Origin of the sequence: Providencia sp. PROV236 (assembly GCF_033676985.1) — a bacterium.
In the GTDB taxonomy this organism is placed as follows: domain Bacteria; phylum Pseudomonadota; class Gammaproteobacteria; order Enterobacterales; family Enterobacteriaceae; genus Providencia; species Providencia manganoxydans.
Genome location: NZ_CP096297.1, coordinates 3372918 through 3399375, shown reverse-complemented (window position 1 = coordinate 3399375; position 26458 = coordinate 3372918). Strand labels below are relative to the sequence as shown.

Genomic DNA, 26458 nt, shown 5'->3' with positions numbered 1-26458 from the left:
TTATAAACCAAATAGACTGATGATCATGTCAATCAGTTTGATACCAACAAATGGCACGATCAGACCACCTAAACCGTAAATACCTAAGTTTCTTTGTAACAATGACTGTGAGCTCATTGGGCGATAGTTAACCCCTTTTAAGGCTAATGGGATCAAAAATACAATGATCAACGCATTAAAAATCACAGCAGATAACAAAGCGGACGCAGGTGAGTGTAGGTGCATAATGTTTAGCGCATTCAGTTGCGGCCAAGTGACAGCAAAAGCAGCTGGAATGATGGCAAAATATTTAGCGATATCATTAGCGATACTAAAAGTGGTCAGTGAACCACGTGTCATTAGCATCTGCTTACCGATATGAACGACTTCAATCAGTTTGGTTGGATTCGAATCTAAATCAACCATGTTACCTGCTTCTTTTGCTGCTTGGGTGCCTGAGTTCATCGCAACAGCAACATCTGCTTGAGCAAGGGCTGGGGCATCGTTTGTTCCATCACCGGTCATAGCAACGAGACGTCCTTCGGATTGATATTGGCGGATCAGCGCTAACTTGGCTTCTGGGGTTGCTTCAGCTAAAAAATCATCAACACCTGCCTCGGCAGCAATCGCCGCAGCTGTAAGATGGTTATCACCTGTGATCATTACGGTTTTGATCCCCATACTGCGCATTTGTGCAAAACGTTCTTTGATACCACCTTTCACAATATCTTTTAGCGCAACGACACCAAGTACGGTTTGGTTATCAACCACTACCAATGGTGTTCCACCTTGATGGGCAACTTGTTCCACTAATTTGTCAGCTTCGGGAGGGAATTTACTATGATTTGCTTCAACATACCGGCGAATCGCATCCGCTGAGCCTTTACGGATCATGCGTTCGCCGACGTTGACACCACTCATTCGTGTCATTGCTGAAAATGGTACAAAAGTGGCATTTAGAGCATGTATATCTCTTTCACGTAAATTAAATCTTTGCTTAGCCAGTACAACGATGCTACGACCTTCAGGAGTTTCATCGGCTAAAGAAGAAAGTTGTGCAGCATCCGCAAGTTGTTGCTCTGTTACCCCTGCAAGCGGTAAGAAGGCGGAGGCTTGGCGATTACCTAAGGTAATGGTGCCTGTTTTATCCAGCAATAACACATCAACGTCACCGGCAGCTTCGACTGCTCGACCGCTAGTCGCGATGACATTGGCGCCTAACATGCGGCTCATCCCAGCAACACCGATAGAGGAAAGTAGGCCGCCAATGGTGGTTGGAATTAAACAAATCAGTAAAGCAATTAGCACTAAAATCGAAACAGCGCTGCCTGCGCCCGCATATTCTGCGGAGAAGAAGGTGAATGGGTATAAGGTTGCACAAGCTAATAAAAAAATAATCGTCAGTGCAGTTAATAAAATAGTGAGTGCAATTTCATTTGGTGTTTTACGACGTTGTGCACCCTCGACCATCGAAATCATACGATCAAGGAATGTTTCACCTGGGTTTACAGTACATTCAACAATTAACCAGTCTGAAAGTACGCGTGTTCCGCCTGTAACGGATGAAAAGTCGCCCCCTGATTCACGTATGACTGGGGCAGATTCGCCAGTAATCGCACTTTCATCAACGGATGCGCCACCTTCAATGACTTCGCCATCACAAGGGATAGTTTCACCAGCGCGGATCAGCACAATATCCCCTTTGCGCAGTTGATCTGAATTGACGGTTTCCTGTGCAGCATCTAAAGAAGCAGCGGCAAGACGTATTGCACTGCTGAGCTTTTTAACGCCTTTAAGGCTAGCGGCTTGCGCTTTACTGCGTCCTTCAGCAAGGGCTTCAGCAAAATTGGCAAATAGCACAGTAAACCATAACCAGAGGGTGATCATGCCACTAAACCAAGCGTTACCTTCACTATGACCCGTTAACATTGTCAGCCAAAGTAGCGTCGTGATGATGCTGCCAATATACACGACAAACATCACTGGGTTACGCCATTGCGCTTGTGGGGTGCATTTTTTTATGGCATCGATTATAGATTGACGAACTAAAGCACTATCAAACAGTTGAGTTTTTTTCATTTTATTTCCCTCACTATGCTGCTAACCAAATTTGCACATGTTCTGCGATCGGACCTAGCGCAAGCGCAGGAACGAAAGTTAGAGCACCGATGAGTAAAACGGTTAAGATTAATAAACCAATAAACACAGGACCATGCGTTGGTAAGCTTGCCATCGTGGCGACTTGAGGTTTTTTCATTGCCAGTGAGCCTGCAATTGCCAGCACAGGAAGGATCACACCAAAGCGACCTAGCAACATAGCAATAGCCAGCGCGATATTATAGAAAGGTGTATTGGTACTTAATCCAGCAAAAGCACTACCATTATTGTTGGCAGCAGAAGAGAAGGCATAGAGGACTTCACTAAAACCATGTGCGCCTGGGTTAAAAATAGCAGCGCGTCCAGCTTCAGTCATCAATGCGAGAGTGGTACCACAAAGTACTAAGGTTGGGGTAACTAAAATGGCAATGGCGACCATTTTCATTTCACGAACTTCAATTTTTTTACCTAAATATTCAGGTGTACGGCCAATCATTAAACCTGCGATAAATACGGCTAGTAAAACAAATAACAACATGCCATATAAACCTGAGCCAACCCCACCAAAGACCACTTCACCAATTTGCATCAACCACATTGGTACCATGCCACCTAAAGCAGTAAAGGAATCATGCATCGCATTGACTGCACCACAAGAGGCAGCGGTTGTGACGACCGCATACAGTGCTGAACTGAGAATACCAAAGCGGCTCTCTTTTCCTTCCATGTTGGCTGTACTATTGGCAGAAAAATTATTTAAGAATGGATTACCAATATATTCAGCATAGATAACGGTTGCTGCGGCAATGACAAAAATGATTGCCATAGTCCACAGCAGCGCATTGCCTTGTTTGTTATCGCCAACAGTACGTCCAAAAGCAAAGCACAGTGCTGTTGGGATTAAGAAAATAGCTAACATCTGCACAAAATTGCTTAAGGCAGTTGGGTTTTCAAAAGGGTGAGACGAGTTAGCGCCAAAGAATCCACCGCCGTTGGTACCTAATAGCTTAATAGCTTCTTGGGAAGCAACTGGACCCATCGGGAGTAGTTGAGCTGAGCTATTTAAGTTATCACTTAAGATATAAGCGGAAAAATTTTGGATAACGCCTTGGCTAACGAAAAATAACGCAAATACGATCGCTAAGGGCAGTAATAGGTAAAGCGTAATGCGAGTTAAGTCTACCCATGCATTACCCAGTGTTTTGCTACTGTGGCGAGAAAAAGCACGAATTAAGGCAAAAACGACGGCAATACCTGTGGCAGCAGATAAAAAATTTTGTACCGTTAAACCGGTCATTTGGCTTAAATAGCTGAGGTTGCTTTCACCACTATAGGACTGCCAGTTGGTATTGGTAACAAAGCTGATGGCAGTATTAAACGCTAGATCCCAATTCATTCCTGAAAATTTTTGTGGGTTGAGCGGTAAGCTATCTTGAAAAACTAATAAGACAAATAACAGAATAAAACCTAAAAAATTGAATAATAAGATAGCTAATGCATAGCGTAACCAGTTCATTTCAGCCATTTCGCGGCCTGGCTGTTTTAAGCCACTACAACGCCAAATTACCGCTTCAGTTCTTAGCATAAAACGTGGCATATCACCTTCAATTAAGCTGGCAATGAATAGGCCTAATGGTTTAGCCAGTACCAGCAGAACTAATAGGAAGCTGGCAATAAGTAAAAATGCATTTATGGTCATCTTAAAAATCCTCCGCGTTTAGCAAGGCGTAGATCAGATAAACCAGCAGTAAAACAACAAACACTGCCCCAACAATGGAAAGTAGCGACACAGTAGTTTCTCCTTAATATTTCCATGGAGGTAGGATAGGGATTGCGTTGTAAAGAAGCTGATAAAAATAGAGATGGGCGCGTAAAAAAAGTATAAAAATGGTGATAAAACAATCAGCCACTGTCACTGTAGGGTTATAATCAAATGTTACTTTAATGTGCTAATTTTGTTTCTTTTATTCATTTGGATGTTAATTATTGTAGGAAAACTACAAATTGTGCGATTTTTTGGCTCTTTTTTAAGGGGTAAGTGGTCAGATCAGTAGTAAAGTTACCAATAAGGGCGTATCATTAAGTCAGTTAATTATCTTCATACTATCTGTGCGATTTTGGTCTCTCTTAAATGGGTGTTATGTGTGAGTTGAAGGGGCAAACTAAAATCGGCAAATAATGTGGCTACTGACAGGAGGATATCGATGTCCACATATCGCGAATATTCCCGTAATCAGGTTATTTTACGCCGCGCTGCTGCGATGTCTGCTGGCATACTTGCGTTTCCGGTTATGGTTTTTCATCCACAACGAGCAAAATTTTATAGTTACCTTTATAAGGTCTGGGCTAAAACAAGTGATAAACCTGTTTGGCTTGAGCGCTCAGAAATGACAATGGATACACATCATTAATCACGATTGTATTCATTAATAGATCCCCATAATAACCGTGTTATGGGGGTTGGTTCCCTTCTTAAATATTTATCATTTCTATTCGAACTCATTTCTTTGTCCAATTATTATTGGTAGCAGTAAATAAGCCAAAATTAGCCATTTCTTTTTATGCTCTGGGCTTATAAGCTAGAGAGATAATATCGATCATTATTACCTCTATGCGTCGATAAGTGATGCAGTAAAAAGGATAGATTATGCGTAATTTAGCGTTGGAAGAACTCATCAATAATGAGTTGAAAATCAATGAATACCAAGACTATGCGCCTAATGGCTTACAAGTTGAAGGCCGTTCTCATGTACAAAAAATTGTCACTGGTGTAACCGCTTGCCAAGCGCTTTTAGATAAAGCGGTAGAGATGGAAGCTGATGCTATTATTGTTCACCATGGCTATTTTTGGAAAAATGAGCCATCAGTGATTAAGGGAATGAAAAGAAAGCGTCTAAAAACCTTACTGGAAAATGACATCAACCTTTATGGTTATCATTTACCGTTAGATGCACATCATCAGCTGGGTAACAATACTCAGTTAGCTCATTTGATGGGGGTTAAAATTGATGGTCATATCGACCCATTGATGCCATTTGGGTATTTTGATCAGCCGATAACACCAGCTGAATTAAATGAGCGTTTAGAAAGCCGCCTTGGCCGCAAGCCATTACATTGTGGTGATACAGGTAAACAAGAGATACGCCAAATTGCATGGTGTACTGGGGGTGGGCAGGGCTTTATATTACAAGCTGCTGAATTTGGTGTGGATGCGTTTGTTACTGGTGAAGTGTCTGAGCAAACTATTCATATTGCAAGGGAAATGGGGATCCATTTTTATTCAGCAGGCCATCATGCAACAGAACGCTATGGCATTAAAGCTCTGACAAAATGGCTAGTGGATCATCATAATTTAGACGCAACATTCGTTGATATTGATAATCCAGCTTAATACCGTTAGTTAAAAAATAGAAAGGAGCAGCGTGTGCGACTACACTGCTCCTTATCATTATTGAGTGCGATAACGGAGGGCGAACAGAAATAATACAGCTCCTGACACCACTAAAACGCCACCTAAGTGCTGGCTCCAACCCGCAATCATTAGACCGACTGCCAATCCAATATAGTAAAGTAATCCTAAAATCGCGCCTGCGGTTCCTTTTCTATCTGCATAACGGTTTAGAGCGTGAGCAAGGACATTTGGAATGGCAATTCCGTAGCCGATCACAATCCCCATAACGGGCAAAATAAACCAAGCAGAGTGGATCAGTATATAAACCATACAGCCACTAACTAGAGAAATGACACTTGATAGTTTTACGAGTCTCTCTGGTGTCCATTTTTTAGCCAGTAAATAACGATTTAAGATTGAACCCACACCAACACCAATGGCTAATAAAACTCCAGTTAGGCCAAATTGTTGCTGAGAGAGCATTAATTGCTCAAAATGAAAGGGTGCCAGTTGGTAATAACTGAATAAATTAATGTTAAAAAATGCCATTAAGATCACATTTTTGAGAATTTCTTTATCCCTAATCATGGCCAATAAAGTGCTCAAAAATGGGTGATGTATCACATTTTCGGGTCGAGTTTCGGGTAACCGGTAACATGACCATAACAATAATACGATAGCTAAAATCGCTAAGCCCATGAACACGGCTTGATATCCACCATAACCAACTAATATTGCACCAGCTACCATCCCTAAAGCAGGGCTAATGGCGAGAGCGATCCCCATAATGGAGAAAACTTTTGCTAATTCATGGCCTTGGTAACTATCACGCATAGCAGTTTGAGTGCCAATAGAGCCTACTGCGGCACCAAAAGCAGATAGCATGCGTATTAATAACAGCAGATAAAAATGCGTAATAAACAATGCGCCAACAGAAGCAGCTGCATAGATCAGCAAGCCTGCAAGTATTGTTGGGCGTCGACCGATGATGTCACACATTCTTCCCCAAAATACGACGCCTAATGCAAATGCAAAGAAATAGAGCGAAAGCGTTTGAGAAGCTTGTTCTGCATTGACGCTGAATGCACTCGCAATATCGGTTAATGCTGGGCTGTATATGGTTTCAACAATTTGTGGAAACATCATTAGGGCTACAGCCAACCATAATGAAAGTGAATGTTTCATTGTGTATTTTCCTACTCTGGTAATGAATGGCGAGTAGTTTAGTTGCAATTTTGCTGTCTTATTACAATAATAAAGACAATAAATATCAAAAAACAGACATGATATGGCATGGCTTAATCAGCAAGATAAGTTTGAAACCCATTGGTATAGTGCCCCTATACTGGGTATTGCCGCTGAAATGGGTCAACACGATTCCGGTTTACATGCGCATGATATGGGGCAGTTATTGTTTACCCAGCAAGGTTGTATTCTCATTTCACTGGAAAATCGTTTGTCGCTATTGCCCCCAGGGCGTGTAGCATGGATCCCGCCGCATGTGATCCATAGAGCGCAAATGCGCTCTTCGGTTGGTTATCGGTCAGTGTATCTTAGCGCTCAATATGCCAATCAAATTGGCCATGAGGTGATGATTTTATCAGTGACGCCTTTACTCAGAGAGGTGCTGGAGCGTATTGCCATCGCACCTTTTGATAGTCAATGGCAACATGGACGATTGGCTAATTTATTACCTGTGTTTATTGATGAATTAAAATCAGCCAGTAAAGAGCCTACATTATTAGCCATTCCACAAGATCGTCGTATGAAAGGTCTCAATATGGAGCAATTACCTCCAACCTTGATAGAACTGGCAAAAACAATAGGTGCTAGTGAAAAAACGATCACACGTATTTTCTTACGTGAAACAGGAGTTAGTTATCAAACTTGGCGCCAACAATGGCGATTTATCAAGGCAATAGAGTTGTTAGCGCAAGGGAAACCCTACCATTTTATTACTCAAGAATTGGGGCTGACGAGTGATAGCGCATTGATTAGTTTCTTTCGAAAAATGAGTGGGGTGACACCAAGGGAATATCAACATTCTTATGAGACATAATGCAGAAAAGCCCCATTTTAGGGGCTTTGATAGTGTAGGGGATAGATTTAGTTAGAATATTATTTTTTTGATAAATTAGTATTAAATTCACGTTTGCCATAGCCAGTATAGAGCTGGCGAGGACGAGCAATTTTTAAGCCATCATCATGCATTTCGTTCCAATGTGCGATCCAACCGATAGTACGGGCAATTGCAAAGATCACAGTGAACATAGATGAAGGAATACCCATAGCTTTCAGAATGATACCTGAGTAGAAGTCAACGTTCGGGTACAGTTTCTTCTCAATGAAGTACGGGTCGTTTAGGGCAATACGTTCTAGCTCCATTGCCACTTCTAATAGGCTGTCATTAAGGCCGAGTTCATTGAGAACTTCATGGCAGGTTTCACGCATTACAGTTGCACGTGGGTCATGGTTTTTATAAACGCGGTGACCGAAGCCCATCAGGCGGAAAGAGTCATTTTTGTCTTTCGCACGTTCGATAAAGGCTGGGATGTGTTCAACAGTTTGGATCTCTTCCAGCATACGTAGGCAAGCTTCGTTAGCACCACCATGAGCAGGTCCCCATAGCGATGCAATACCCGCTGCAATACAAGCAAATGGGTTAGCACCGGAAGAACCAGCAGTACGTACGGTTGAGGTTGATGCGTTTTGTTCGTGATCAGCATGGAGGATTAAGATGCGATCCATAGCGCGTTCAAGCACTGGGTTAACTTTGTACTCTTCACAAGGTGTTGAGAACATCATGTACAAGAAGTTGCCTGCATAGGACAGATCATTACGTGGGTAAACAAACGGTTGGCCGATTGAATATTTATAACACATTGCAGCGACTGTTGGCATTTTAGACAGCAGACGATAAGCGGTAATTTCGCGATGGCGTGGGTTATTAACATCCAGTGCATCGTGATAGAAAGCCGCTAGTGCACCTGTTACACCACATAGAACAGCCATCGGGTGTGAGTCACGGCGGAAACCATTAAGCATGCGAGTGATCTGCTCATGGATCATGGTATGGCGAGTTACTGTATTTTTGAATGTTTCATATTGTTCTTGAGTAGGTGCTTCGCCGTACAGCAGGATATAGCAGACTTCAAGGTAAGAGGCTTCGGTTGCCAACTGGTCAATTGGATAGCCGCGGTGTAGCAAAATGCCTTTATCGCCATCAATGTATGTGATTTTTGATTCACATGAGGCAGTAGAGGTAAATCCAGGATCGTATGTATAAAACCCTTTTGAACCTAAAGTTCGGACATCGATAACGTCTTGACCGAGTGTAGGGGATAGAATGTCTAGTTCAATTGTACTTGCACTCTCAGTCGTTAGCTTAGCTTTGTTATCAGCCATTTACGGTCTCCTTAGCGCTTGATAATCAACACCCAACAACCAGTGCACAGCGTTATACTCGTTATCTTTCAAGTTGCAGCGTTGTTGATTACGCTCGCTGGCGCGAGTCACATCATTTCCTATGTTTCTCGTACCTTATTCACTTTTCGCCTAACCGCAACTCGAGTGATTTAGAGTATATACTGTGTCTTTATGCATTGTTCTACCGGTGTGTTGTGGAAATCAGCTAGCAATCACATTAAATTCTGAAACCGGACGACCAATGACAATGTTTTTTAGGTTGTTTACAAGTGTGTAGATGTTATGTTCTTTTTGTCGTTTTCCCTACAATATCATTATTTTTAGTAAGGGAAACAACTTTCATAACTTTTGTTTTTTCTTTCACGCCGTTTGAGATATTGGCGACGTTCAGATAATTCTACCAGCCATATATGTAAGATAAATGTTGAATCATTGTCAAATAAGATAAGCACATTTATGCAAAATGTTTAAATCGTGATCCCTCTCACTGTTCGGGCTAAATGTCTCCAAACATTTTGTGTGGGAATTGTAATAGCTATGTGAAGACTTTATACTTGGCGGCAGGTCTCCGGATTACCCTGATGTAGGAGTTCCAGCGTAATCAGTATGCAACTCTATTTGAACATGATGGATTAACGTTTAGCTTAAGTTGCATTTTCTACCCCTGTCGCTGTCTGTTTCCGCCCCAGGTCCGGAGGAAGGAAAATAATAAAGAGCTGTGTGGGCAAAATTGTGAAAAAACAAAGACCTGTCAACCTTGATTTGCAGACGATCCACTTCCCGATCACTGCGATCTCTTCGATCTTGCACCGTGTCTCTGGCGTCATTACTTTCATCGCAGTCGGTATCCTGCTTTGGTTGTTAGGGACATCTCTCTCCTCTCCAGAAGGCTTTCAATACGCATCTGAAATAATGACTGGCTTTTTTGCTAAGTTCATTCTTTGGGGGATCCTCACTGCATTGGCATATCACATCTGTGGTGGTATTCGTCATATGTTAATGGATTTCGGCTGTATTGATGAAACGCTAGCAGCGGGTAATTCATCTGCAAAAATCACGTTTGTTATTACAATCGTTCTGGCGATCCTGGCGGGGGTATTAGTATGGTAAGTAATGCATCAGCTTTAGGCCGTACTGGTATTCAGGACTGGCTGTTAATCCGTGGCTCTGCGATCGTTATCGTACTCTACGTGTTGTACCTTGTTGGTTTTGTTGCCATCAATGATATTACCTATGAAACATGGCGTGGTTTCTTCGCATCCTCCGTGACCAAAGTCTTCACCATCCTGACGTTGTTCTCGATTTTAGTACATGCTTGGATTGGTTTATGGCAAGTACTAACAGACTATGTTAAGCCACTCGCACTACGTTTAGTGCTGCAACTGGTGATTGTTGTTGCTCTGCTGGCTTACTTAATTTACGGAACAATTGTGGTGTGGGGTGCATAAATGAATCTGCCAATAAGAGAATTTGACGCTATCGTTATCGGTGCGGGTGGCGCAGGTATGCGTGCTGCACTGCAAATTTCACAACTTGGTTTATCTTGTGCCTTGTTGTCAAAAGTTTTCCCAACGCGTTCTCATACAGTATCAGCGCAAGGTGGTATCACTGTTGCACTTGGTAACACACACCCAGATAACTGGGAGTGGCACATGTATGACACCGTAAAAGGATCTGACTATATCGGTGACCAAGACGCTATCGAGTACATGTGTAAAACGGGTCCAGAAGCTATCCTTGAATTAGAACACATGGGACTGCCATTCTCTCGTTTGGATAATGGCACGATCTATCAGCGTCCATTTGGTGGCCAATCGAAAAATTTTGGTGGTGAGCAAGCTGCACGTACAGCGGCGGCGGCTGACCGTACGGGTCATGCACTGTTACATACTTTGTATCAGCAAAACCTAAAAAACCATACTACCATTTTCTCTGAGTGGTATGCCCTTGATTTAGTGAAGAACCAAGATGGCGATATCGTAGGTTGTACTGCGATTTGTATGGAAACTGGCGAGCTCGTTTACTTCAAAGCTAAAGCAACTATTTTAGCGACAGGTGGTGCAGGCCGTATCTATCAATCGACCACAAACGCACACATCAACACCGGTGATGGTGTTGGTATGGCAGTACGTGCTGGTGTTCCATTGCAAGATATGGAAATGTGGCAATTCCACCCAACGGGTATTGCAGGTGCAGGTGTTCTGGTTACAGAAGGCTGTCGTGGTGAAGGTGGTTATTTATTGAACAAAGATGGCGAGCGTTTCATGGAACGTTATGCACCTAACGCGAAAGACCTTGCTGGTCGTGACGTGGTGGCTCGTTCAATTATGATCGAAATTCGTGAAGGTCGTGGTTGTGATGGTCCATGGGGCCCACATGCTAAGCTGAAACTGGATCACTTAGGTAAAGAAGTTCTTGAGTCTCGTTTACCGGGTATTCTTGAATTATCTCGTACCTTCGCACACGTTGACCCAGTTAAAGAGCCGATCCCAGTCATCCCAACTTGTCACTACATGATGGGCGGGATCCCGACTAAGGTAACAGGCCAAGCGATTCGCTATAACGAAAAAGGCGAAGACGAGGTGATCCCAGGTCTATTTGCTGTTGGTGAGATTGCTTGTGTATCTGTACATGGTGCTAACCGCCTTGGTGGTAACTCACTGCTTGACCTTGTGGTATTCGGCCGTTCTGCTGGTCTCCATCTGAAAGAATCTCTAATGGAACAAGGTTCAATGCGCGATGCTTCTGAATCTGACATCGATGCTGCTATGACTCGCTTTAATCGCTGGGAAAATGCACGCACTGGTGAAGATCCTGTTGAAATTCGTAAAGCGCTGCAAAGCTGTATGCAACACAACTTCTCTGTATTCCGTGAAGGTGATGCGATGGCGAAAGGCTTGGAAGAGTTGAAAGTGATCCGTGAGCGTTTGAAAAATGCTCGTCTTGATGACACCTCTACTGAGTTCAACACACAACGTATTGAATGTTTAGAACTGGATAACTTGATGGAAACCGCTTATGCGACAGCACAAGCAGCGAACTTCCGTACAGAAAGCCGCGGTGCGCATAGCCGTTTCGACTATCCAGATCGTGACGATGCTAACTGGCTGTGTCACTCATTATATTTACCGCAATCTGAAACGATGACTCGTCGTGAAGTTAACATGCAGCCTAAGTTGCGTGAGCCCTTCCCGCCGAAAGTACGTACTTATTAATGCGTGGTGTTAATCCAGTTGCGGAGAAATAAACTATGAAACTTGAATTTTCGATTTATCGCTATAATCCGGATGTTGATAACGCACCGCGTATGCAGGATTACACACTTGAAGTGCCTGAAGGGCGCGACATGATGCTGCTTGATGCGTTAATTCAATTGAAAGAGAAAGATCCTACGTTGTCATTCCGTCGTTCATGCCGTGAAGGTGTGTGTGGTTCTGATGGCGTTAATATGAATGGTAAAAACGGATTGGCGTGTATCACGCCACTGTCGGCTTTAACTCGTAGTGGGAAGAAAATTGTTATTCGTCCATTACCTGGTTTGCCGGTTGTGCGTGACCTGATCATTGACATGACTCAGTTCTACACCCAGTACGAAAAAATTCGTCCGTATCTTATTAATGATAATAAGAATCCACCTGCGCGTGAGAATTTACAGTCGCCGGCACAACGTGAAAAACTTGATGGTCTATATGAGTGTATTCTGTGTGCTTGTTGCTCAACGTCTTGCCCATCTTTCTGGTGGAATCCGGATAAATTTATTGGTCCGGCAGGTCTGTTAGCTGCATACCGATTCTTAATTGATAGTAGAGATACTGAAACAGACGCTCGATTAGATGATCTGAACGACGCTTTTAGTGTTTTCCGCTGTCATAGCATCATGAATTGTGTCAATGTATGCCCTAAAGGACTAAATCCAACGAAAGCTATCGGTCATATTAAATCTATGTTGCTAAAACATAGCGCGTAGAACCGGTTTTTACCTGCGGTACTTATGTGCCGCAGGCTGTTGAAAAGTAATAAATCCAAAAGTAAAAAAGTGAAAGTAAAAGCCAAACTGCAAAAAAAGATGAAGACGCGAGCTGACTCAAGGGACCTTTAAAAACCGCAGCCAGTTTTTAAAGGTTCCTTAGAAGGGGAGCCCGGAGTGATAAAGGGAAACCCAAAGTGAGAACATGCATAAAGCACGTCCAGAAGAACCTTTATCGAGGCCGCTTAAACGCGGCAATTAGTTAACCACGGCGAAAACTAAAGCTGTAAAAGCTTAAGGGATCACAATGCAGAACGGCGTAATGAAGGACTGGCTGGATTCGAGCTTTCTGGCAGGCGCGAACCAGACTTACATAGAACAGCTCTATGAAGATTATCTAACTGACCCCAATTCTGTTGATGCTGGCTGGAGAGAAATCTTTCAGCAACTGCCTGGTGCAGGCACCAACTCTGAGCAATTTCACTCGCAAGCACGCGATTATTTCCGTCGCTTAGCGAAAGACTCTACTCGTTATCATACCTCTGTTAGCGACCCTGCTATCGATGCAAAACAAGTGAAAGTTTTGCAATTGATTAACGCATTCCGCTTCCGCGGACATCAAAACGCAAATCTTGATCCATTAGGTTTATGGAAACGTGAATCTGTTCCAGATTTAGATCCAGCGTTCCATAACTTAACGAAAGAAGATTTCGACGAGACATTCAACGTGGGTTCTTTTGCCATCGGCAAAGAAACCATGAAACTTAGCGACCTATACGATGCCCTGAAGCGCATTTATTGCGGTTCAATTGGTGCTGAATATATGCATATCACGAATACAGAGGAAAAACGTTGGATCCAACAACGCCTTGAATCAGTGAATGTTGCTGAGCAATTTTCGAAAGAAGAAAAACGTCGCTTCTTAGCTGAATTAACCGCAGCAGAAGGGCTAGAGCGTTATTTAGGCGCAAAATTCCCGGGTGCAAAACGTTTCTCATTGGAAGGTGGTGACTCACTTATTCCAATGCTGAAAGATCTGATCCACCATGCGGGCAAACAAGATACACGTGAAGTCGTACTGGGTATGGCTCACCGTGGTCGTCTTAACGTTTTAATTAACATCTTAGGTAAAAAACCTGCTGAATTATTTGATGAGTTCGCAGGCAAACACAAAGACCACTCAAGTGCAGGTGACGTTAAATATCACCAAGGTTTCTCTTCGGATTTCGAAACCGCAGGTTCGCGTGTTCACTTAGCATTAGCATTTAACCCATCTCACCTTGAGATTGTCAGCCCAGTGGTTATTGGTTCAGTACGTGCTCGCCGCGATCGCCTTGATGAAGGTCGCAGCAACATGGTTCTACCAATCACTATTCACGGTGACTCAGCAGTAACGGGTCAAGGTGTTGTTCAAGAAACATTGAACATGTCTCAAGCTCGTGGTTATGAAGTTGGCGGCACCATGCGTATCGTCATTAACAACCAAATTGGTTTTACGACTTCAAACCCGAAAGATACACGTTCAACTGAGTACTGCACCGACATCGTGAAAATGGTTCAAGCACCTATTTTCCACGTTAATGCGGATGATCCAGAAGCCGTTGCTTTTGTAACTCGCTTAGCACTTGATTTCCGTAATACGTTTAAACGCGATGTGATGATTGACCTCGTGTGCTACCGTCGACATGGTCATAACGAAGCTGATGAGCCAAATGCAACTCAGCCAATTATGTATCAAAAAATCAAAAAACATCCGACACCACGTAAAATCTATGCGGATCGTTTAATTGAAGCAGGCGTTGTTACAGCGGATGAAGTGACTGAAATGGTTAACTTGTACCGTGACGCGTTAGACCGAGGTGATTGCGTCGTTGAAGAATGGCGTGAAATGGGTCTGCATTCCTATACATGGGAACCGTACCTAAATCATGATTGGAACGAAGAGTATAAATCCACCTTCGATCCAAAGCGTCTGCAAGAGCTAGCAGTTAAAACCAGTACTATCCCTGCTGAAGTCGTCACTCAGTCTCGTGTTGAGAAAATTTACTCAGACCGTGCTGAAATGGCGAAAGGTGAAAAACTACTGGATTGGGGCGCAGCAGAAACATTGGCGTACGCAACACTAGTTGATGAAGGTATTCCTGTTCGTCTATCTGGTGAAGATGCTGGCCGTGGTACTTTCTTCCATCGCCATGCGGTTGTACATAACCAAACCAATGGTTCCGTTTATGTTCCTCTGCAAAATATCCATAACGGTCAAGGCGTATTTAATGTTTGGGACTCTGTTCTGACTGAAAACGCGGTATTGGCATTTGAATATGGCTATGCAACCACAGAGCCACGTGCACTGACGATTTGGGAAGCTCAATTCGGTGACTTCGCAAACTGTGCACAAGTCGTTATCGACCAATTCATTAGCTCTGGTGAGCAAAAATGGGGTCGTATGTGTGGTCTAGTGATGCTGTTGCCACACGGTTATGAAGGACAAGGTCCAGAGCACTCCTCTGCACGTTTAGAGCGTTACCTACAACTGTGCGCAGATCAAAACATGCAAGTGTGTGTGCCATCCACGCCAGCACAGGTTTACCATATGCTGCGCCGTCAGGCTCTGCGTGGTATGCGTCGTCCTCTGATTGTAATGTCACCTAAATCATTACTGCGTCATCCATTAGCGGTCTCAAGTATGGATGAACTGGCAAATGGTAAGTTCCAGACAGTAATCAGTGAAATAGATGAAATCAATCCGAAAGATGTGAAACGCGTCATTATGTGTTCCGGTAAAGTTTATTACGATCTGTTAGAACAACGTCGTAAGAACGGACAAACTGATGTCGCTATCGTACGTATTGAGCAGCTATATCCGTTCCCACATGAAGATATTCAGCAAGCGTTCTTACCATATGCGCACGTTAAAGATTTCGTATGGTGTCAAGAAGAGCCATTGAATCAAGGCGCTTGGTATTGCAGCCAACACAATTTCCGTGAAGCGATCCCTACAGGAGCAACTTTACGTTATGCAGGTCGTGCTGCTTCTTCATCTCCAGCAGTTGGATACACGTCCGTTCACCAAGAGCAACAACAAGCTCTGGTAAATGACGCTTTGAACATTGAATAATTAAAGGATAGAAAATGAGTAGCGTAGAAATTCTTGTTCCCGATCTTCCTGAATCCGTTGCAGATGCTACGGTTGCCACATGGCATAAAAAACCAGGTGATAGCGTTGAACGTGACGAAGTGCTGGTTGAAATTGAAACAGATAAAGTCGTTTTAGAAGTGCCTGCAAGTGAAGCGGGTGTGTTAGAAGCTATCGTTGAAGATGAAGGTGCAACTGTGCTTTCTAAACAACTGCTTGGCCGCATTCGTTTAGGTGATAGCACGGGTATTCCTGTGGAAGTTAAAGCTTCACAAGAAGCAACTCCAGCGCAGCGCCAAACAGCCAGCTTGGAAGAAGAGAGCAATGATGCTCTGTCTCCAGCAATCCGCCGTTTAGTTGCTGAGCACGACTTGAACCCAGCTGACATCAAAGGAACGGGTGTTGGTGGTCGTTTGACTCGCGAAGATGTTGAAAAACATTTAGCTACTGGCAAAGCAGCTCCTGCTGCGAAAGCTGCAACACCTGCTGCTGAGCCACAAGCACCATTGGCACACCGCAGTGAAAAACGCGTACCAATGACGCGCTTACGTAAACGTATTGCTGAGCGTCTGCTGGAAGCGAAAAACAGCACTGCGATGTTAACCACATTTAATGAAGTTAACATGCAGCCAATTAAAGATCTGCGTAAGCAATACGGCGAAGTGTTTGAAAAACGCCATGGTGTACGTTTAGGCTTTATGTCTTTCTATGTAAAAGCTGCGGTTGAAGCGCTAAAACGTTACCCAGAAGTTAACGCATCAATTGATGGTACTGATGTTGTTTACCATAACTATTTCGACATCAGCATTGCAGTATCGACACCTCGTGGTCTGGTAACGCCAGTTCTGCGTGATGTTGATGCAATGAGCATGGCTGATATTGAGAAGAAAATTAAAGAACTGGCAGTCAAAGGTCGTGACGGTAAATTAACCGTTGAAGACTTAAGTGGCGGTAACTTCACTATCACTAACGGTGGTGTGTTCGGTTCTCTAATGTCTACCCCTATCATTAACCCACCACAAAGCGCAATCTTAGGTATGCATGCTATCAAAGATCGCCCAATGGCGGTTAACGGTAAGGTTGAAATTCTTCCAATGATGTACCTTGCATTATCTTATGACCACCGCCTGATCGATGGTAGTGAGTCAGTTGGCTTCTTAGTTGCCATTAAAGATATGCTGGAAGATCCAACTCGTTTACTGCTGGACGTATAGCTACATAACAGGGTAGGGGAACACCTACCCGGTCTGAAGTAACCGATGCAGTCGGTTTTGCCGGCTGCTAAATCAGTAACAATTGCAGGAGGCGAATAATCGCCTCTTCAGACTCAATTATGGATAGAACATCATGAATTTACACGAGTATCAGGCAAAACAGCTTTTTACACGCTATGGTTTGCCAGCACCAACGGGTTATGCCTGTACATCAGCAGCAGAAGCTGTAGAAGCAGCGAAAAAAATCGGTAACGGCCCATGGGTTGTTAAGTGCCAAGTTCACGCAGGTGGACGTGGTAAAGCTGGCGGCGTAAAAGTGACAAATGATATCAATGATATCAAAGCATTCGCAGAGAAATGGTTAGGCCACAACTTAGTGACTTACCAAACAGATGCGAATGGTCAGCCAGTCAACCAAATCTTAGTTGAAAATGCGACCGATATTGCTAAAGAACTGTATTTAGGCGCGGTTGTTGACCGTGGTACACGTCGTGTTGTATTTATGGCGTCAACAGAAGGTGGTGTTGAGATCGAGAAAGTTGCTGAGGAAACGCCAGAACTGATCCACAAAGCGGTTATCGATCCACTGACTGGTCCTATGCCTTATCAAGGCCGTGAGTTAGCGTTCAAATTAGGTCTATCAGGTAAACAAGTTAGCCAATTCGCGAAAATCTTTATGGGCTTAGCGACTATGTTCTTAGAGCGCGACCTTGCTCTGATCGAAGTTAACCCATTAGTGATCAATACTGAAGGCGACCTAGTGTGTTTAGATGGTAAATTAGGTGTTGATAGCAACGCTCTATACCGTCAAGCAGAAATGCGTGAAATGCATGATCCATCTCAAGAAGATGCGCGTGAAGCACAAGCTGCACAATGGGAACTGAACTATGTTGCACTTGATGGCAACATCGGTTGTATGGTTAACGGTGCAGGTCTGGCAATGGGAACCATGGACATTGTTAAACTGCATGGTGGTGCTCCAGCTAACTTCCTTGACGTAGGTGGCGGTGCAACTAAAGAGCGTGTAACTGAAGCATTTAAAATTATCCTGTCCGATAAGAGTGTTAAAGCCGTTTTTGTTAACATTTTTGGTGGTATCGTTCGCTGTGACCTGATTGCAGACGGCATCATTGGTGCAGTAGAAGAAGTAGGCGTAAATGTACCAGTAGTGGTTCGTTTAGAAGGTAACAATGCAGAGTTAGGTGCGAAAAAACTGGCAGATAGCGGCTTGAATATTATCGCGGCAAATAGCCTGACAGATGCAGCTAAGAAAGCAGTAGCAGCGGCGGAGGCTAAATAATGTCTATTTTAATCGATAAAAACACTAAAGTAATTTGCCAAGGTTTCACTGGTGGTCAAGGTACTTTCCACTCTGAACAAGCGATCGCTTATGGTACAAAAATGGTTGGTGGTGTGACACCGGGTAAAGGTGGTACAACTCACTTAGGTCTGCCAGTATTTAACACTGTTCGTGAAGCCGTAGAAGCGACTGGTGCAACAGCATCGGTTATCTATGTACCCGCGCCATTCTGTAAAGATTCGATTCTGGAAGCGATTGATGCAGGTATCAAGCTGATCATTACTATCACTGAAGGCATCCCAACACTGGATATGCTGACGGTTAAAGTTAAATTAGATGAAGCTGGCGTTCGCATGATCGGTCCAAACTGCCCGGGTGTTATCACTCCAGGCGAGTGCAAAATCGGTATCCAACCAGGCCATATCCATATGCCGGGTAAAGTTGGTATCGTTTCACGTTCAGGTACATTGACGTATGAAGCGGTTAAACAAACTACGGATGCAGGCCTTGGCCAATCAACCTGTGTTGGTATTGGTGGTGACCCAATCCCAGGATCAAACTTCATTGATATCCTGAAAATGTTCCAAGAAGATCCACAGACTGAAGCGATTGTTATGATCGGTGAAATCGGTGGTAATGCGGAAGAAGAAGCCGCAGCATATATCAAAGAACATGTGACTAAGCCTGTTGTTGGTTACATTGCGGGTGTTACTGCACCTAAAGGTAAGCGCATGGGGCACGCAGGTGCAATTATCGCGGGTGGTAAAGGTACCGCGGATGAGAAATTCGCTGCTTTAGAAGCTGCTGGTGTGAAAACAGTACGTAGCTTAGCAGACATCGGTGATGCGGTTAAATCACTGTTAGCTAAATAATTTTAGTCATTTAAATTATTTTGTTATTGGGCTCGCAAACTAATTGGTTTGCGAGCCTTTTTAATGCTCATTTTTTATTAAGGGCTAGTGAGATAATCGTTCTTCAAGATAAATGACGAAGCCATTAGCGGGGGATTTTGATAGTTAGTCATCTGTATGTATTCAATTTCTCAGCTCGTTCGGCGGTAGGCAGTCACAGTGTTATTATCAATTACGGGGCGGTAAACCGCTTACTGATGTGTATCTATTAACAAATGCACTGGTGAAATGTTTTATTTTCAGGTTGATAAATAAAGCATTCAATATCAATAGCTAAAGGCATTAAGGCTGCGCATGCATTAGTGACATAAGCTCGTCTAGAGCCGCTGGTGACGGTGTTACGACTCTCCTTAAATCAAGGTCGATATTATCCATCGAAGAGAAGCAGCAATCTGTGTCTTTTATTGCTATCTATTTAGATTTAAATGGTGATTTTTTAACCATATAAATGACATTATGCTAGCCAATGTCTATTATCTAATAATAAGTTTGTTAGTTCTCATCAATTAATCATATATAACCACGTGTTGTAGCTTAATTGGAAAATTAATAAAATTCATAATAAAAATCAAATAGGCTAATATTAGAAATAAAATTATCTTTTTCTGAGTCTAAAAATCAAAAGTTAATTTTTTTAGGTAGTCGTTTAGAAAAATAAGAATATATGTACTATTATCAATAACAGCCATTTAACAATTAAATAACTATTAATTGATGATAAAGATAATCGCTTAACAATAGTCAAAAAATTGACTTAAATCAATTCATTAGTACTAGCATTATTTTTCTAAATTGCTTAAATTGGTGCCCGATCAAATACTCATTTTTCTATTATGAGGTATAATTATTGATATATATTCAGAATTCAAATCTGAATCACGCAAAAGAAGTTTATTGTATGTGAAGATAAGCGTACTATTATTATAGTGTCGTTAGAGTTTTTGATTTTGTTAATTATTTGTTGTTTTGAGGCATTTTTTGCTGGTAGTTAAGAGGCTTTCTTTAATTTTACTGGAAGCTGGGTTGCCGCAAGTCGGTGTCTTCCTGCTAGGAGCAAGGAGTCAAGATGTTTGATATTGTCGAACTGTCACGATTACAGTTTGCCTTAACTGCGATGTATCACTTCCTATTCGTACCATTAACGCTAGGTATGGCGTTTTTGCTTGCGATCATGGAAACGGTATATGTGCTGTCTGGTAAGCAAATTTATAAAGATATGACTAAGTTCTGGGGCAAGTTATTTGGTATTAACTTTGCTCTGGGTGTTGCTACAGGTTTGACCATGGAGTTCCAATTCGGTACTAACTGGTCTTACTATGCCCACTACGTTGGGGATATCTTCGGTGCGCCTCTTGCAATCGAAGGTCTGATGGCATTCTTCCTCGAATCTACCTTTGTTGGTTTATTCTTCTTTGGTTGGGATCGTTTAAGCAAAACTCAGCACCTTGCGGTGACTTGGTTAGTGGCTTTAGGTTCTAACTTCTCTGCATTGTGGATCCTCGTAGCAAACGGCTGGATGCAGAACCCAATTGCAGCAGATTTTAACTTTGAAACTATGCGTATGGAAATGGTTAGCTTCTCTGAGCTAGTCCTGAACCCAGTTGCACAAGTTAAATTCGTTCATACCGTTGCTGCGGGCTACTGTACTGGTGCAATGTTTGTATTGGGTATCAGTTCTTACTATATGCTTAAAGGTCGTGACCTTGCATTTGCTAAGCGCTCATTCGCGATCGCTGCAAGTTTTGGTATTGCCGCTGTACTGTCTGTTATCGTTCTTGGTGATGAATCAGGTTACGAAATGGGTGACGTGCAGAAAACTAAACTGGCTGCGGTAGAAGCTGAGTGGGAAACGCATGCACCACCTGCGGCGTTTAACTTGATTGCTTGGCCTGATACGGAAAAACAAGAAAATAAATTTGCGATTTCGATTCCGTGGGCAATGGGTATCATTGCAACACGTTCAGTCGATACACCTGTTCTTGGTTTGAAAGACCTGATGAAGCAACATGAAGTACGTATCCGTAATGGTATGATTGCTTACGGTGAGCTACAAGAGCTTCTGGCAGGTAATAAAGATCCTGAACTGCGTAAATCTTTTGAAATTAACAAAAAAGACTTGGGTTATGGCTTACTGCTGAAACAATATGCACCAAATGTTGTTGATGCAACAGAAGCACAAATCCAAAAAGCAGTTAAAGACAGTATCCCGAACGTGGGTCCATTGTTCTGGGCATTCCGTATCATGGTCGGTGTTGGTTTCTTACTGCTGCTGATTATTGGTCTATCCTTCCTGTCTGTTGTGCGTAATCGTATCGGTCAAAACAAATGGTTACTGCGTACTGCACTGTTTGGTATTCCATTACCATGGATTGCTATTGAATCAGGTTGGTTTGTTGCAGAATATGGTCGTCAGCCATGGGCAATCGGTGAGGTTCTCCCTGTCTCAGTTGCACACTCAAACTTGACAACCCATGATCTGATTTTCTCTTTAGTCTTGATCTGTGGTCTGTATACGCTGTTCTTAATTGCTGAATTGTTCTTGATGTTCAAATTTGCGCGCAAAGGGCCTAGTAGCCTGAAAACTGGCCGCTACCACTTTGAACAGAAAAACAGCTCTGCACAAGACGTTCAGTAAACAGGAGTCCACTTATGTTTGATTATGAAGTTCTTCGATTTGTGTGGTGGATCCTAATTGGCGTACTGCTGATTGGTTTTGCTGTCACAGATGGTTTTGACATGGGCGTCGGCTTCTTATTACCTATCTTAGGTAAAACAGATACTGATCGCCGTATCATGATTAACGCAGTTGCACCGCACTGGGATGGTAACCAAGTTTGGTTGATCACCGCAGGTGGTGCGATGTTTGCAGCATGGCCGCAAGTCTATGCCGCAGCTTTCTCAGGTTTCTATGTTGCAATGATTTTAGTGCTTGCAGCACTGTTCTTCCGCCCAGTCGGTTTTGACTACCGTTCTAAGCTGGAGAATCCAAAATGGCGTAACATGTGGGACTGGGGTTTGTTTATTGGTGGCTTCGTACCACCGCTAGTTATCGGTGTTGCGTTTGGTAACCTATTATTAGGCGTTCCATTCCAAATTGATAACCAACAATATCTGACTTATACAGGTAACCTGTTTGGTCTGCTAAACCCATACGGCTTATTAGCGGGTGTGGTTAGCTTGATGATGATTGTGACCCAAGGTGCAACTTACTTGCAAATGCGTACGACTGGTGAGCTACATCTGCGTGTCCGTAAAGCAACCTATGTTACGGCATTGCTGACGTTGATTGCATTCGCAGGGGCTGGTGCATGGTTAGTTATGGGCATTGATGGCTACGTTGTGACTTCAACTATCGATACATTAAGCGTATCAAATCCGTTGAACAAAACAGTCGAAATGGCTTCTGGTGCATGGTTAACTAACTTTAATAACTACCCTGCGTTGTGGGCTCTACCAGCTCTGGGTGTAGTTTTACCTCTGCTGACTATGCTATTTAGCAAGGCTGATAAAAATGCGCTGGCATTCGTTAGTTCATCGCTGACTATTGCTTGTATCATTTTAACTTGTGGTGTTGCAATGTTCCCATTCATCATGCCTTCAAGCATCATGCCAAACGCAAGTTTGACTATGTGGGATGCAACATCTAGCCTGTTTACTCTGCAAGTTATGACTGTTGTTGCTATCATTTTTGTTCCAATAGTACTGGCTTACACCGCGTGGTGTTACTACAAAATGTTCGGCCGTTTGGACAAAAACTTCATTGAAGGCAACAAGCATTCACTGTATTAAGGAGCATAACATATGTGGTATTTTGCCTGGATCCTCGGCACGCTGTTAGCTTGTAGTTTTGCAGTGATTGCAGCTCTTGCGTTAGAACATGCGGAAGATAAAGCCGCTGCGAAAGATGGCGAGTAATAAGTAATGCTGGTGGATAAATGCTATCAGCTATTGGATAAGGGACCGATTCGGTTCCTTATCCTTATATTAGCTTTGGTGATTGCAGGGAGCGTGATGTGGGATCCAACCCAATTCGCTGCAAAAACCAGTTCTTTCCTAATCTGGCAAGGGTTATTGCTGATTTGGGCGACGTGTAGTGCAATGATTTTTGGGGTCGGTTTTCGTCCTAATAAATTGATTTGGCGCACAGTTTTCCACCCATTACCCGCAGCCATCATTCTTATCTGGGGACTGGTAAAAGTCTTCAGTTAATCCAAAATGTCGATTATGGATCTACGGATCCATAATTTTTTTTTGATAACTTTACCCCCAAGTCATTCCAAAGCGGCATCGTCTTGAGTATAGTGGCACGGTTAATTAATTTAACCTAGGATTGGGGTGGTTGTTATGTTATTTCGTTGGCCTGTTCGCGTCTATTATGAAGATACTGATGCGGGCGGAGTGGTTTATCATGCACGTTATTTGGCATTTTTTGAACGAGCTAGGACCGAAATGCTACGGGATAAAGGTATCAATCAACAAAGCTTACTGGCTGAGAATATCGGATTTGTTGTACGAAGTATGACAACTGATTTTGTGAGAGCGGCTCGGCTGGATGATTTATTGGAAATTGAGACACAAATCGTTGATATGAAACGTGCCTCTTTAACCTTTCAACAAAGGTTGGTTGATTCACAAGGTAACCTGCTTTGTGGGGCTACGGCCCTGATAGCTTGTGTGGACACATCAAAAATGAAGCCAACAGCGCTTCCTAAGTCTATTGTCGCGGAGTTTAAACAGTGACTGACATGAATATCCTGGATTTATTCCTAAAAGCGAGCCTATTGGTTCAGATCATTATGTTCGTTTTGATCGGCTTTTCTATTGCTTCATGGGCCATCATTATTCAAAGAACCAAAATTCTCAATGCAGCCACTCGAGAAGCAGAAGCCTTTGAAGATAAGTTTTGGTCGGGTATTGAATTATCGCGTTTATATAAAGAGAGCCAAGCTCGCCGTGATTCATTAACGGGGGCTGAGCAAATTTTTCATTCAGGATTTAAAGAGTTTGTTCGTCTACATCAGGCTAATATTCATGCACCCGATGCAGTCGTAACTGGTGCTGCTCGTGCGATGCGTATTTCAATGAATCGTGAGTTAGAATCCGCTGAAGCACATATCCCATTTTTAGGTACAGTAGGGTCTATTAGCCCATATATTGGTTTGTTTGGTACTGTATGGGGGATTATGCATGCTTTTATCGCGTTAGGTGCGGTTAAGCAAGCAACATTGCAAATGGTGGCTCCTGGTATCGCTGAAGCATTGATTGCAACAGCGATTGGTTTGTTTGCAGCGATCCCTGCTGTTATGGCTTATAACCGCTTGAATTTGCGTGTTAACAAATTAGAGCAGAGCTATGACAACTTTATGGAAGAGTTTTTGGCTATTTTACATCGCCAAGCATTCTCAGCTGACAAGAAATAATACGGGGAGATAAGCGAATGGCGCGCAATAGTCGCAGACGTGAGCTGAAATCCGAAATCAATATCGTCCCATTGCTGGATGTGTTGCTGGTATTGTTGCTTATTTTTATGGCGACAGCACCGATTATCTCGCAAAGTGTGGAAGTTGATCTACCGGATGCCACCGATACACAAACAGTATCATCCAGCGATAATCCACCGATTATTTTAGAAGTTGCGGGTGTCGGCCAATACAATATGTTAATTGATGGCGAGCGTTTAGACTTGCTGCCACCAGAACAAATTGCTGCGGAGGCCAAATCCCAACTAGAGAAAAATCCTAAAGCAATTTTTCTCATCGGTGGTGCAAAAGAAGTTCCTTATGATGAAGTAATTAAGGCACTGAATATTTTGCATCAAGCAGGGATAAAATCTGTCGGCTTAATGACTCAACCCATGTAGTTTGAGTAAGTAACGATTCTTTTTTTGGAAACCAGTTGTGGGAAAGACAAAAGAGAAAAAAGATAATTTAAGGCGCTCTTTATTAACGTCAGTTGCACTGCACGTTTTATTGATTGGCCTAATTATAATTGGTTCCTTAGTATCCGTTGTCAAACTTGGCGGCGGAGGGGAAGAGGGGACTGTCATCGATGCGGTGATGGTCGACCCTGGTGCGGTTGTTGAGCAATATAACCAAATGCAACAACAAGAAACCAGCGCTAAACAAGCAGCTAAAGAACGTAAAGAGAAAGAACAAAAGCAGGAAGCTGAGTTAAGGGAAAAACAAGAGCAGGAGCAAAAACGGCTGCAACAACTTGAGCAAGAGCGTATCCAAAGCGAACGCGATGCTCAAGAGCAACAAAAGCAAGCTGAGCAGCAACAAAAACAAGCAGCAGAAGCCGCTAAGAAAGCCAAAGAAGAGCAAAAAATAGCGGAAGAAGCGGCTGCGAAAGCAAAAGCGGAAAAAGAAAAACTGATTAAAGAACAAGCAGCTGCAAAAGAAAAAGCAGAAGCAGAAGCGAAAAAACAAGCTGAGGCAGTAAAGGCTAAAGCAGCAGCTGAGGCAAAGGCGAAAGCTGAAGCAGATGCGAAAGCGAAAGCGGAAAAAGAAGCTAAAGAAAAAGCCGATAAAGCAGCCAAAGCGAAGGCTGAAAAAGAAGCTAAAGCAAAAGCGGAAAAAGAAGCAAAAGCCAAAGCAGCTAAAGAAAAAGCAGAAGCGGCGAAGAGTGCCTCCTCTGTTGATGATTTACTTGGCGATTTAACCGCATCAGGACCTAGCAAACAAGGTGGCGCCGCTGCCGCTGGTCAAGGTGGTGGTAAGAAGTCAGGTGCCTCGAATGCGGATGTGGATAACTATGCTGGAAAAGTGAAAGCGGCTGTCGAAAGTCGATTTTATGATTCAAGTACATACCGCGGAAGAACGTGCGAACTACAGTTCAAAATCGCATCAGATGGTTTCTTAATCAGTATTACACCTAATGGTAATCCGGCAAATGACCCTGCGCTCTGTGATGCAGCAATCCGCGCAGCTAAATTGTCTAAATTACCAAAGCCACCAGCTGATGTGTATGAAGCGTTTAAAAAACAAGGCAGTACGATTATATTTAACCCTAAATAGGATAAGTCAGAGCTGTCTGTATTG

The 26458-nt window shown here is 43.1% G+C and carries 24 protein-coding genes; 19 read left to right on the top strand and 5 right to left on the bottom strand.

Going from position 1 to position 26458, the window contains the following annotated elements; genetic code table 11:
• Genes kdpB through kdpF form a run of 3 tightly spaced genes read right to left on the bottom strand, consistent with a single transcriptional unit; the run spans nucleotide 1 to nucleotide 3839 of the window.
• A complete protein-coding gene (kdpB, locus tag M1E96_RS15650) occupies nucleotides 1-2058 on the bottom strand; it encodes a potassium-transporting ATPase subunit KdpB (RefSeq protein WP_272581333.1) in 2058 nt (685 codons plus the stop codon).
• Nucleotides 2059-2071: 13 nt separating this feature from the next.
• On the bottom strand, nucleotides 2072-3775 hold the full coding sequence (gene kdpA / locus M1E96_RS15645) for a potassium-transporting ATPase subunit KdpA (RefSeq protein WP_272581332.1): 1704 nt from the start codon (nucleotides 3773-3775) through the stop codon (nucleotides 2072-2074).
• A 1-nt stretch (nucleotide 3776) separates the two neighbouring features.
• Nucleotides 3777-3839 (bottom strand): K(+)-transporting ATPase subunit F, encoded by a 63-nt coding sequence (gene kdpF / locus M1E96_RS15640; RefSeq protein WP_369113979.1) that lies wholly within the window; start codon nucleotides 3837-3839, stop codon nucleotides 3777-3779.
• Between the two features lie 441 nt (nucleotides 3840-4280).
• Between kdpF and M1E96_RS15635 the strand changes: the two genes are divergently transcribed.
• Nucleotides 4281-4487: a YbfA family protein gene (locus M1E96_RS15635; RefSeq protein WP_070925041.1), complete on the top strand. Its 207-nt coding sequence runs from the start codon at nucleotides 4281-4283 to the stop codon at nucleotides 4485-4487.
• A gap of 236 nt (nucleotides 4488-4723) precedes the next feature.
• Entirely contained in the window at nucleotides 4724-5467 is a 744-nt protein-coding gene (locus tag M1E96_RS15630) for a type 2 GTP cyclohydrolase I (RefSeq protein WP_272581331.1), read from the top strand.
• Nucleotides 5468-5524: 57 nt separating this feature from the next.
• Here the strand turns inward: M1E96_RS15630 and M1E96_RS15625 are convergent, their stop codons facing one another.
• Nucleotides 5525-6652, bottom strand: a complete 1128-nt coding sequence (locus tag M1E96_RS15625) for a multidrug effflux MFS transporter (protein WP_369427201.1) — start codon at nucleotides 6650-6652, stop codon at nucleotides 5525-5527.
• 103 nt (nucleotides 6653-6755) lie between these two features.
• Between M1E96_RS15625 and M1E96_RS15620 the strand changes: the two genes are divergently transcribed.
• Nucleotides 6756-7526, top strand: a complete 771-nt coding sequence (locus M1E96_RS15620; RefSeq protein WP_140182900.1) for a helix-turn-helix domain-containing protein — start codon at nucleotides 6756-6758, stop codon at nucleotides 7524-7526.
• A gap of 59 nt (nucleotides 7527-7585) precedes the next feature.
• Here the strand turns inward: M1E96_RS15620 and M1E96_RS15615 are convergent, their stop codons facing one another.
• Complete coding sequence (locus M1E96_RS15615) at nucleotides 7586-8872, bottom strand: citrate synthase (RefSeq protein ID WP_070925038.1); 1287 nt, start codon at nucleotides 8870-8872, stop codon at nucleotides 7586-7588.
• Nucleotides 8873-9613: 741 nt separating this feature from the next.
• Here M1E96_RS15615 and sdhC point away from each other — a divergent pair.
• The 16 genes from sdhC to tolA all read left to right on the top strand — a co-directional run bounded on the left by sdhC (nucleotide 9614) and on the right by tolA (nucleotide 26434).
• A complete protein-coding gene (gene sdhC / locus M1E96_RS15610; protein WP_140182901.1) occupies nucleotides 9614-10003 on the top strand; it encodes a succinate dehydrogenase cytochrome b556 subunit in 390 nt (129 codons plus the stop codon).
• Nucleotides 9997-10341, top strand: a complete 345-nt coding sequence (gene sdhD / locus M1E96_RS15605; RefSeq protein WP_070925036.1) for a succinate dehydrogenase membrane anchor subunit — start codon at nucleotides 9997-9999, stop codon at nucleotides 10339-10341. The genes sdhC and sdhD overlap by 7 nt, the downstream gene beginning before the upstream one ends.
• Nucleotides 10342-12108, top strand: coding sequence for a succinate dehydrogenase flavoprotein subunit (sdhA, locus tag M1E96_RS15600; RefSeq protein WP_140182902.1), 1767 nt, complete (start codon nucleotides 10342-10344; stop codon nucleotides 12106-12108).
• A 35-nt stretch (nucleotides 12109-12143) separates the two neighbouring features.
• Nucleotides 12144-12860: a succinate dehydrogenase iron-sulfur subunit gene (locus tag M1E96_RS15595; RefSeq protein WP_070925035.1), complete on the top strand. Its 717-nt coding sequence runs from the start codon at nucleotides 12144-12146 to the stop codon at nucleotides 12858-12860.
• Nucleotides 12861-13167: 307 nt separating this feature from the next.
• Complete coding sequence (gene sucA, locus M1E96_RS15590; protein WP_140182903.1) at nucleotides 13168-15975, top strand: 2-oxoglutarate dehydrogenase E1 component; 2808 nt, start codon at nucleotides 13168-13170, stop codon at nucleotides 15973-15975.
• A gap of 14 nt (nucleotides 15976-15989) precedes the next feature.
• A complete protein-coding gene (gene odhB, locus M1E96_RS15585; RefSeq protein ID WP_272581330.1) occupies nucleotides 15990-17207 on the top strand; it encodes a 2-oxoglutarate dehydrogenase complex dihydrolipoyllysine-residue succinyltransferase in 1218 nt (405 codons plus the stop codon).
• A gap of 133 nt (nucleotides 17208-17340) precedes the next feature.
• Nucleotides 17341-18507: an ADP-forming succinate--CoA ligase subunit beta gene (gene sucC / locus M1E96_RS15580; RefSeq protein ID WP_070925033.1), complete on the top strand. Its 1167-nt coding sequence runs from the start codon at nucleotides 17341-17343 to the stop codon at nucleotides 18505-18507.
• The gene (sucD, locus tag M1E96_RS15575) at nucleotides 18507-19379 is read left to right on the top strand and encodes a succinate--CoA ligase subunit alpha (RefSeq protein WP_070925032.1); all 873 of its coding nucleotides are present in this window, start codon (nucleotides 18507-18509) and stop codon (nucleotides 19377-19379) included. The genes sucC and sucD overlap by 1 nt, the downstream gene beginning before the upstream one ends.
• Nucleotides 19380-20484: 1105 nt before the next feature.
• Nucleotides 20485-22053, top strand: coding sequence for a cytochrome ubiquinol oxidase subunit I (cydA, locus tag M1E96_RS15570; RefSeq protein WP_070925031.1), 1569 nt, complete (start codon nucleotides 20485-20487; stop codon nucleotides 22051-22053).
• A gap of 14 nt (nucleotides 22054-22067) precedes the next feature.
• A complete protein-coding gene (cydB, locus tag M1E96_RS15565; RefSeq protein WP_070925030.1) occupies nucleotides 22068-23207 on the top strand; it encodes a cytochrome d ubiquinol oxidase subunit II in 1140 nt (379 codons plus the stop codon).
• A 12-nt stretch (nucleotides 23208-23219) separates the two neighbouring features.
• Nucleotides 23220-23333, top strand: coding sequence for a cytochrome bd-I oxidase subunit CydX (gene cydX, locus M1E96_RS15560; RefSeq protein ID WP_008912071.1), 114 nt, complete (start codon nucleotides 23220-23222; stop codon nucleotides 23331-23333).
• A gap of 6 nt (nucleotides 23334-23339) precedes the next feature.
• Complete coding sequence (gene ybgE, locus M1E96_RS15555; protein WP_070925029.1) at nucleotides 23340-23627, top strand: cyd operon protein YbgE; 288 nt, start codon at nucleotides 23340-23342, stop codon at nucleotides 23625-23627.
• A gap of 126 nt (nucleotides 23628-23753) precedes the next feature.
• The gene (ybgC, locus tag M1E96_RS15550; RefSeq protein WP_175442436.1) at nucleotides 23754-24158 is read left to right on the top strand and encodes a tol-pal system-associated acyl-CoA thioesterase; all 405 of its coding nucleotides are present in this window, start codon (nucleotides 23754-23756) and stop codon (nucleotides 24156-24158) included.
• Nucleotides 24155-24838 carry a Tol-Pal system protein TolQ gene (gene tolQ / locus M1E96_RS15545; protein WP_070925027.1) on the top strand — a complete coding sequence of 228 codons (684 nt, stop codon included), beginning with the start codon at nucleotides 24155-24157 and terminating at the stop codon, nucleotides 24836-24838. Before ybgC ends, tolQ begins: the two co-directional genes overlap by 4 nt.
• 17 nt (nucleotides 24839-24855) lie before the next feature.
• A complete protein-coding gene (gene tolR, locus M1E96_RS15540; RefSeq protein ID WP_070925026.1) occupies nucleotides 24856-25278 on the top strand; it encodes a colicin uptake protein TolR in 423 nt (140 codons plus the stop codon).
• Nucleotides 25279-25315: 37 nt separating this feature from the next.
• Nucleotides 25316-26434: a cell envelope integrity protein TolA gene (tolA, locus tag M1E96_RS15535; RefSeq protein ID WP_140187558.1), complete on the top strand. Its 1119-nt coding sequence runs from the start codon at nucleotides 25316-25318 to the stop codon at nucleotides 26432-26434.
• Nucleotides 26435-26458 lie beyond the last annotated feature (24 nt).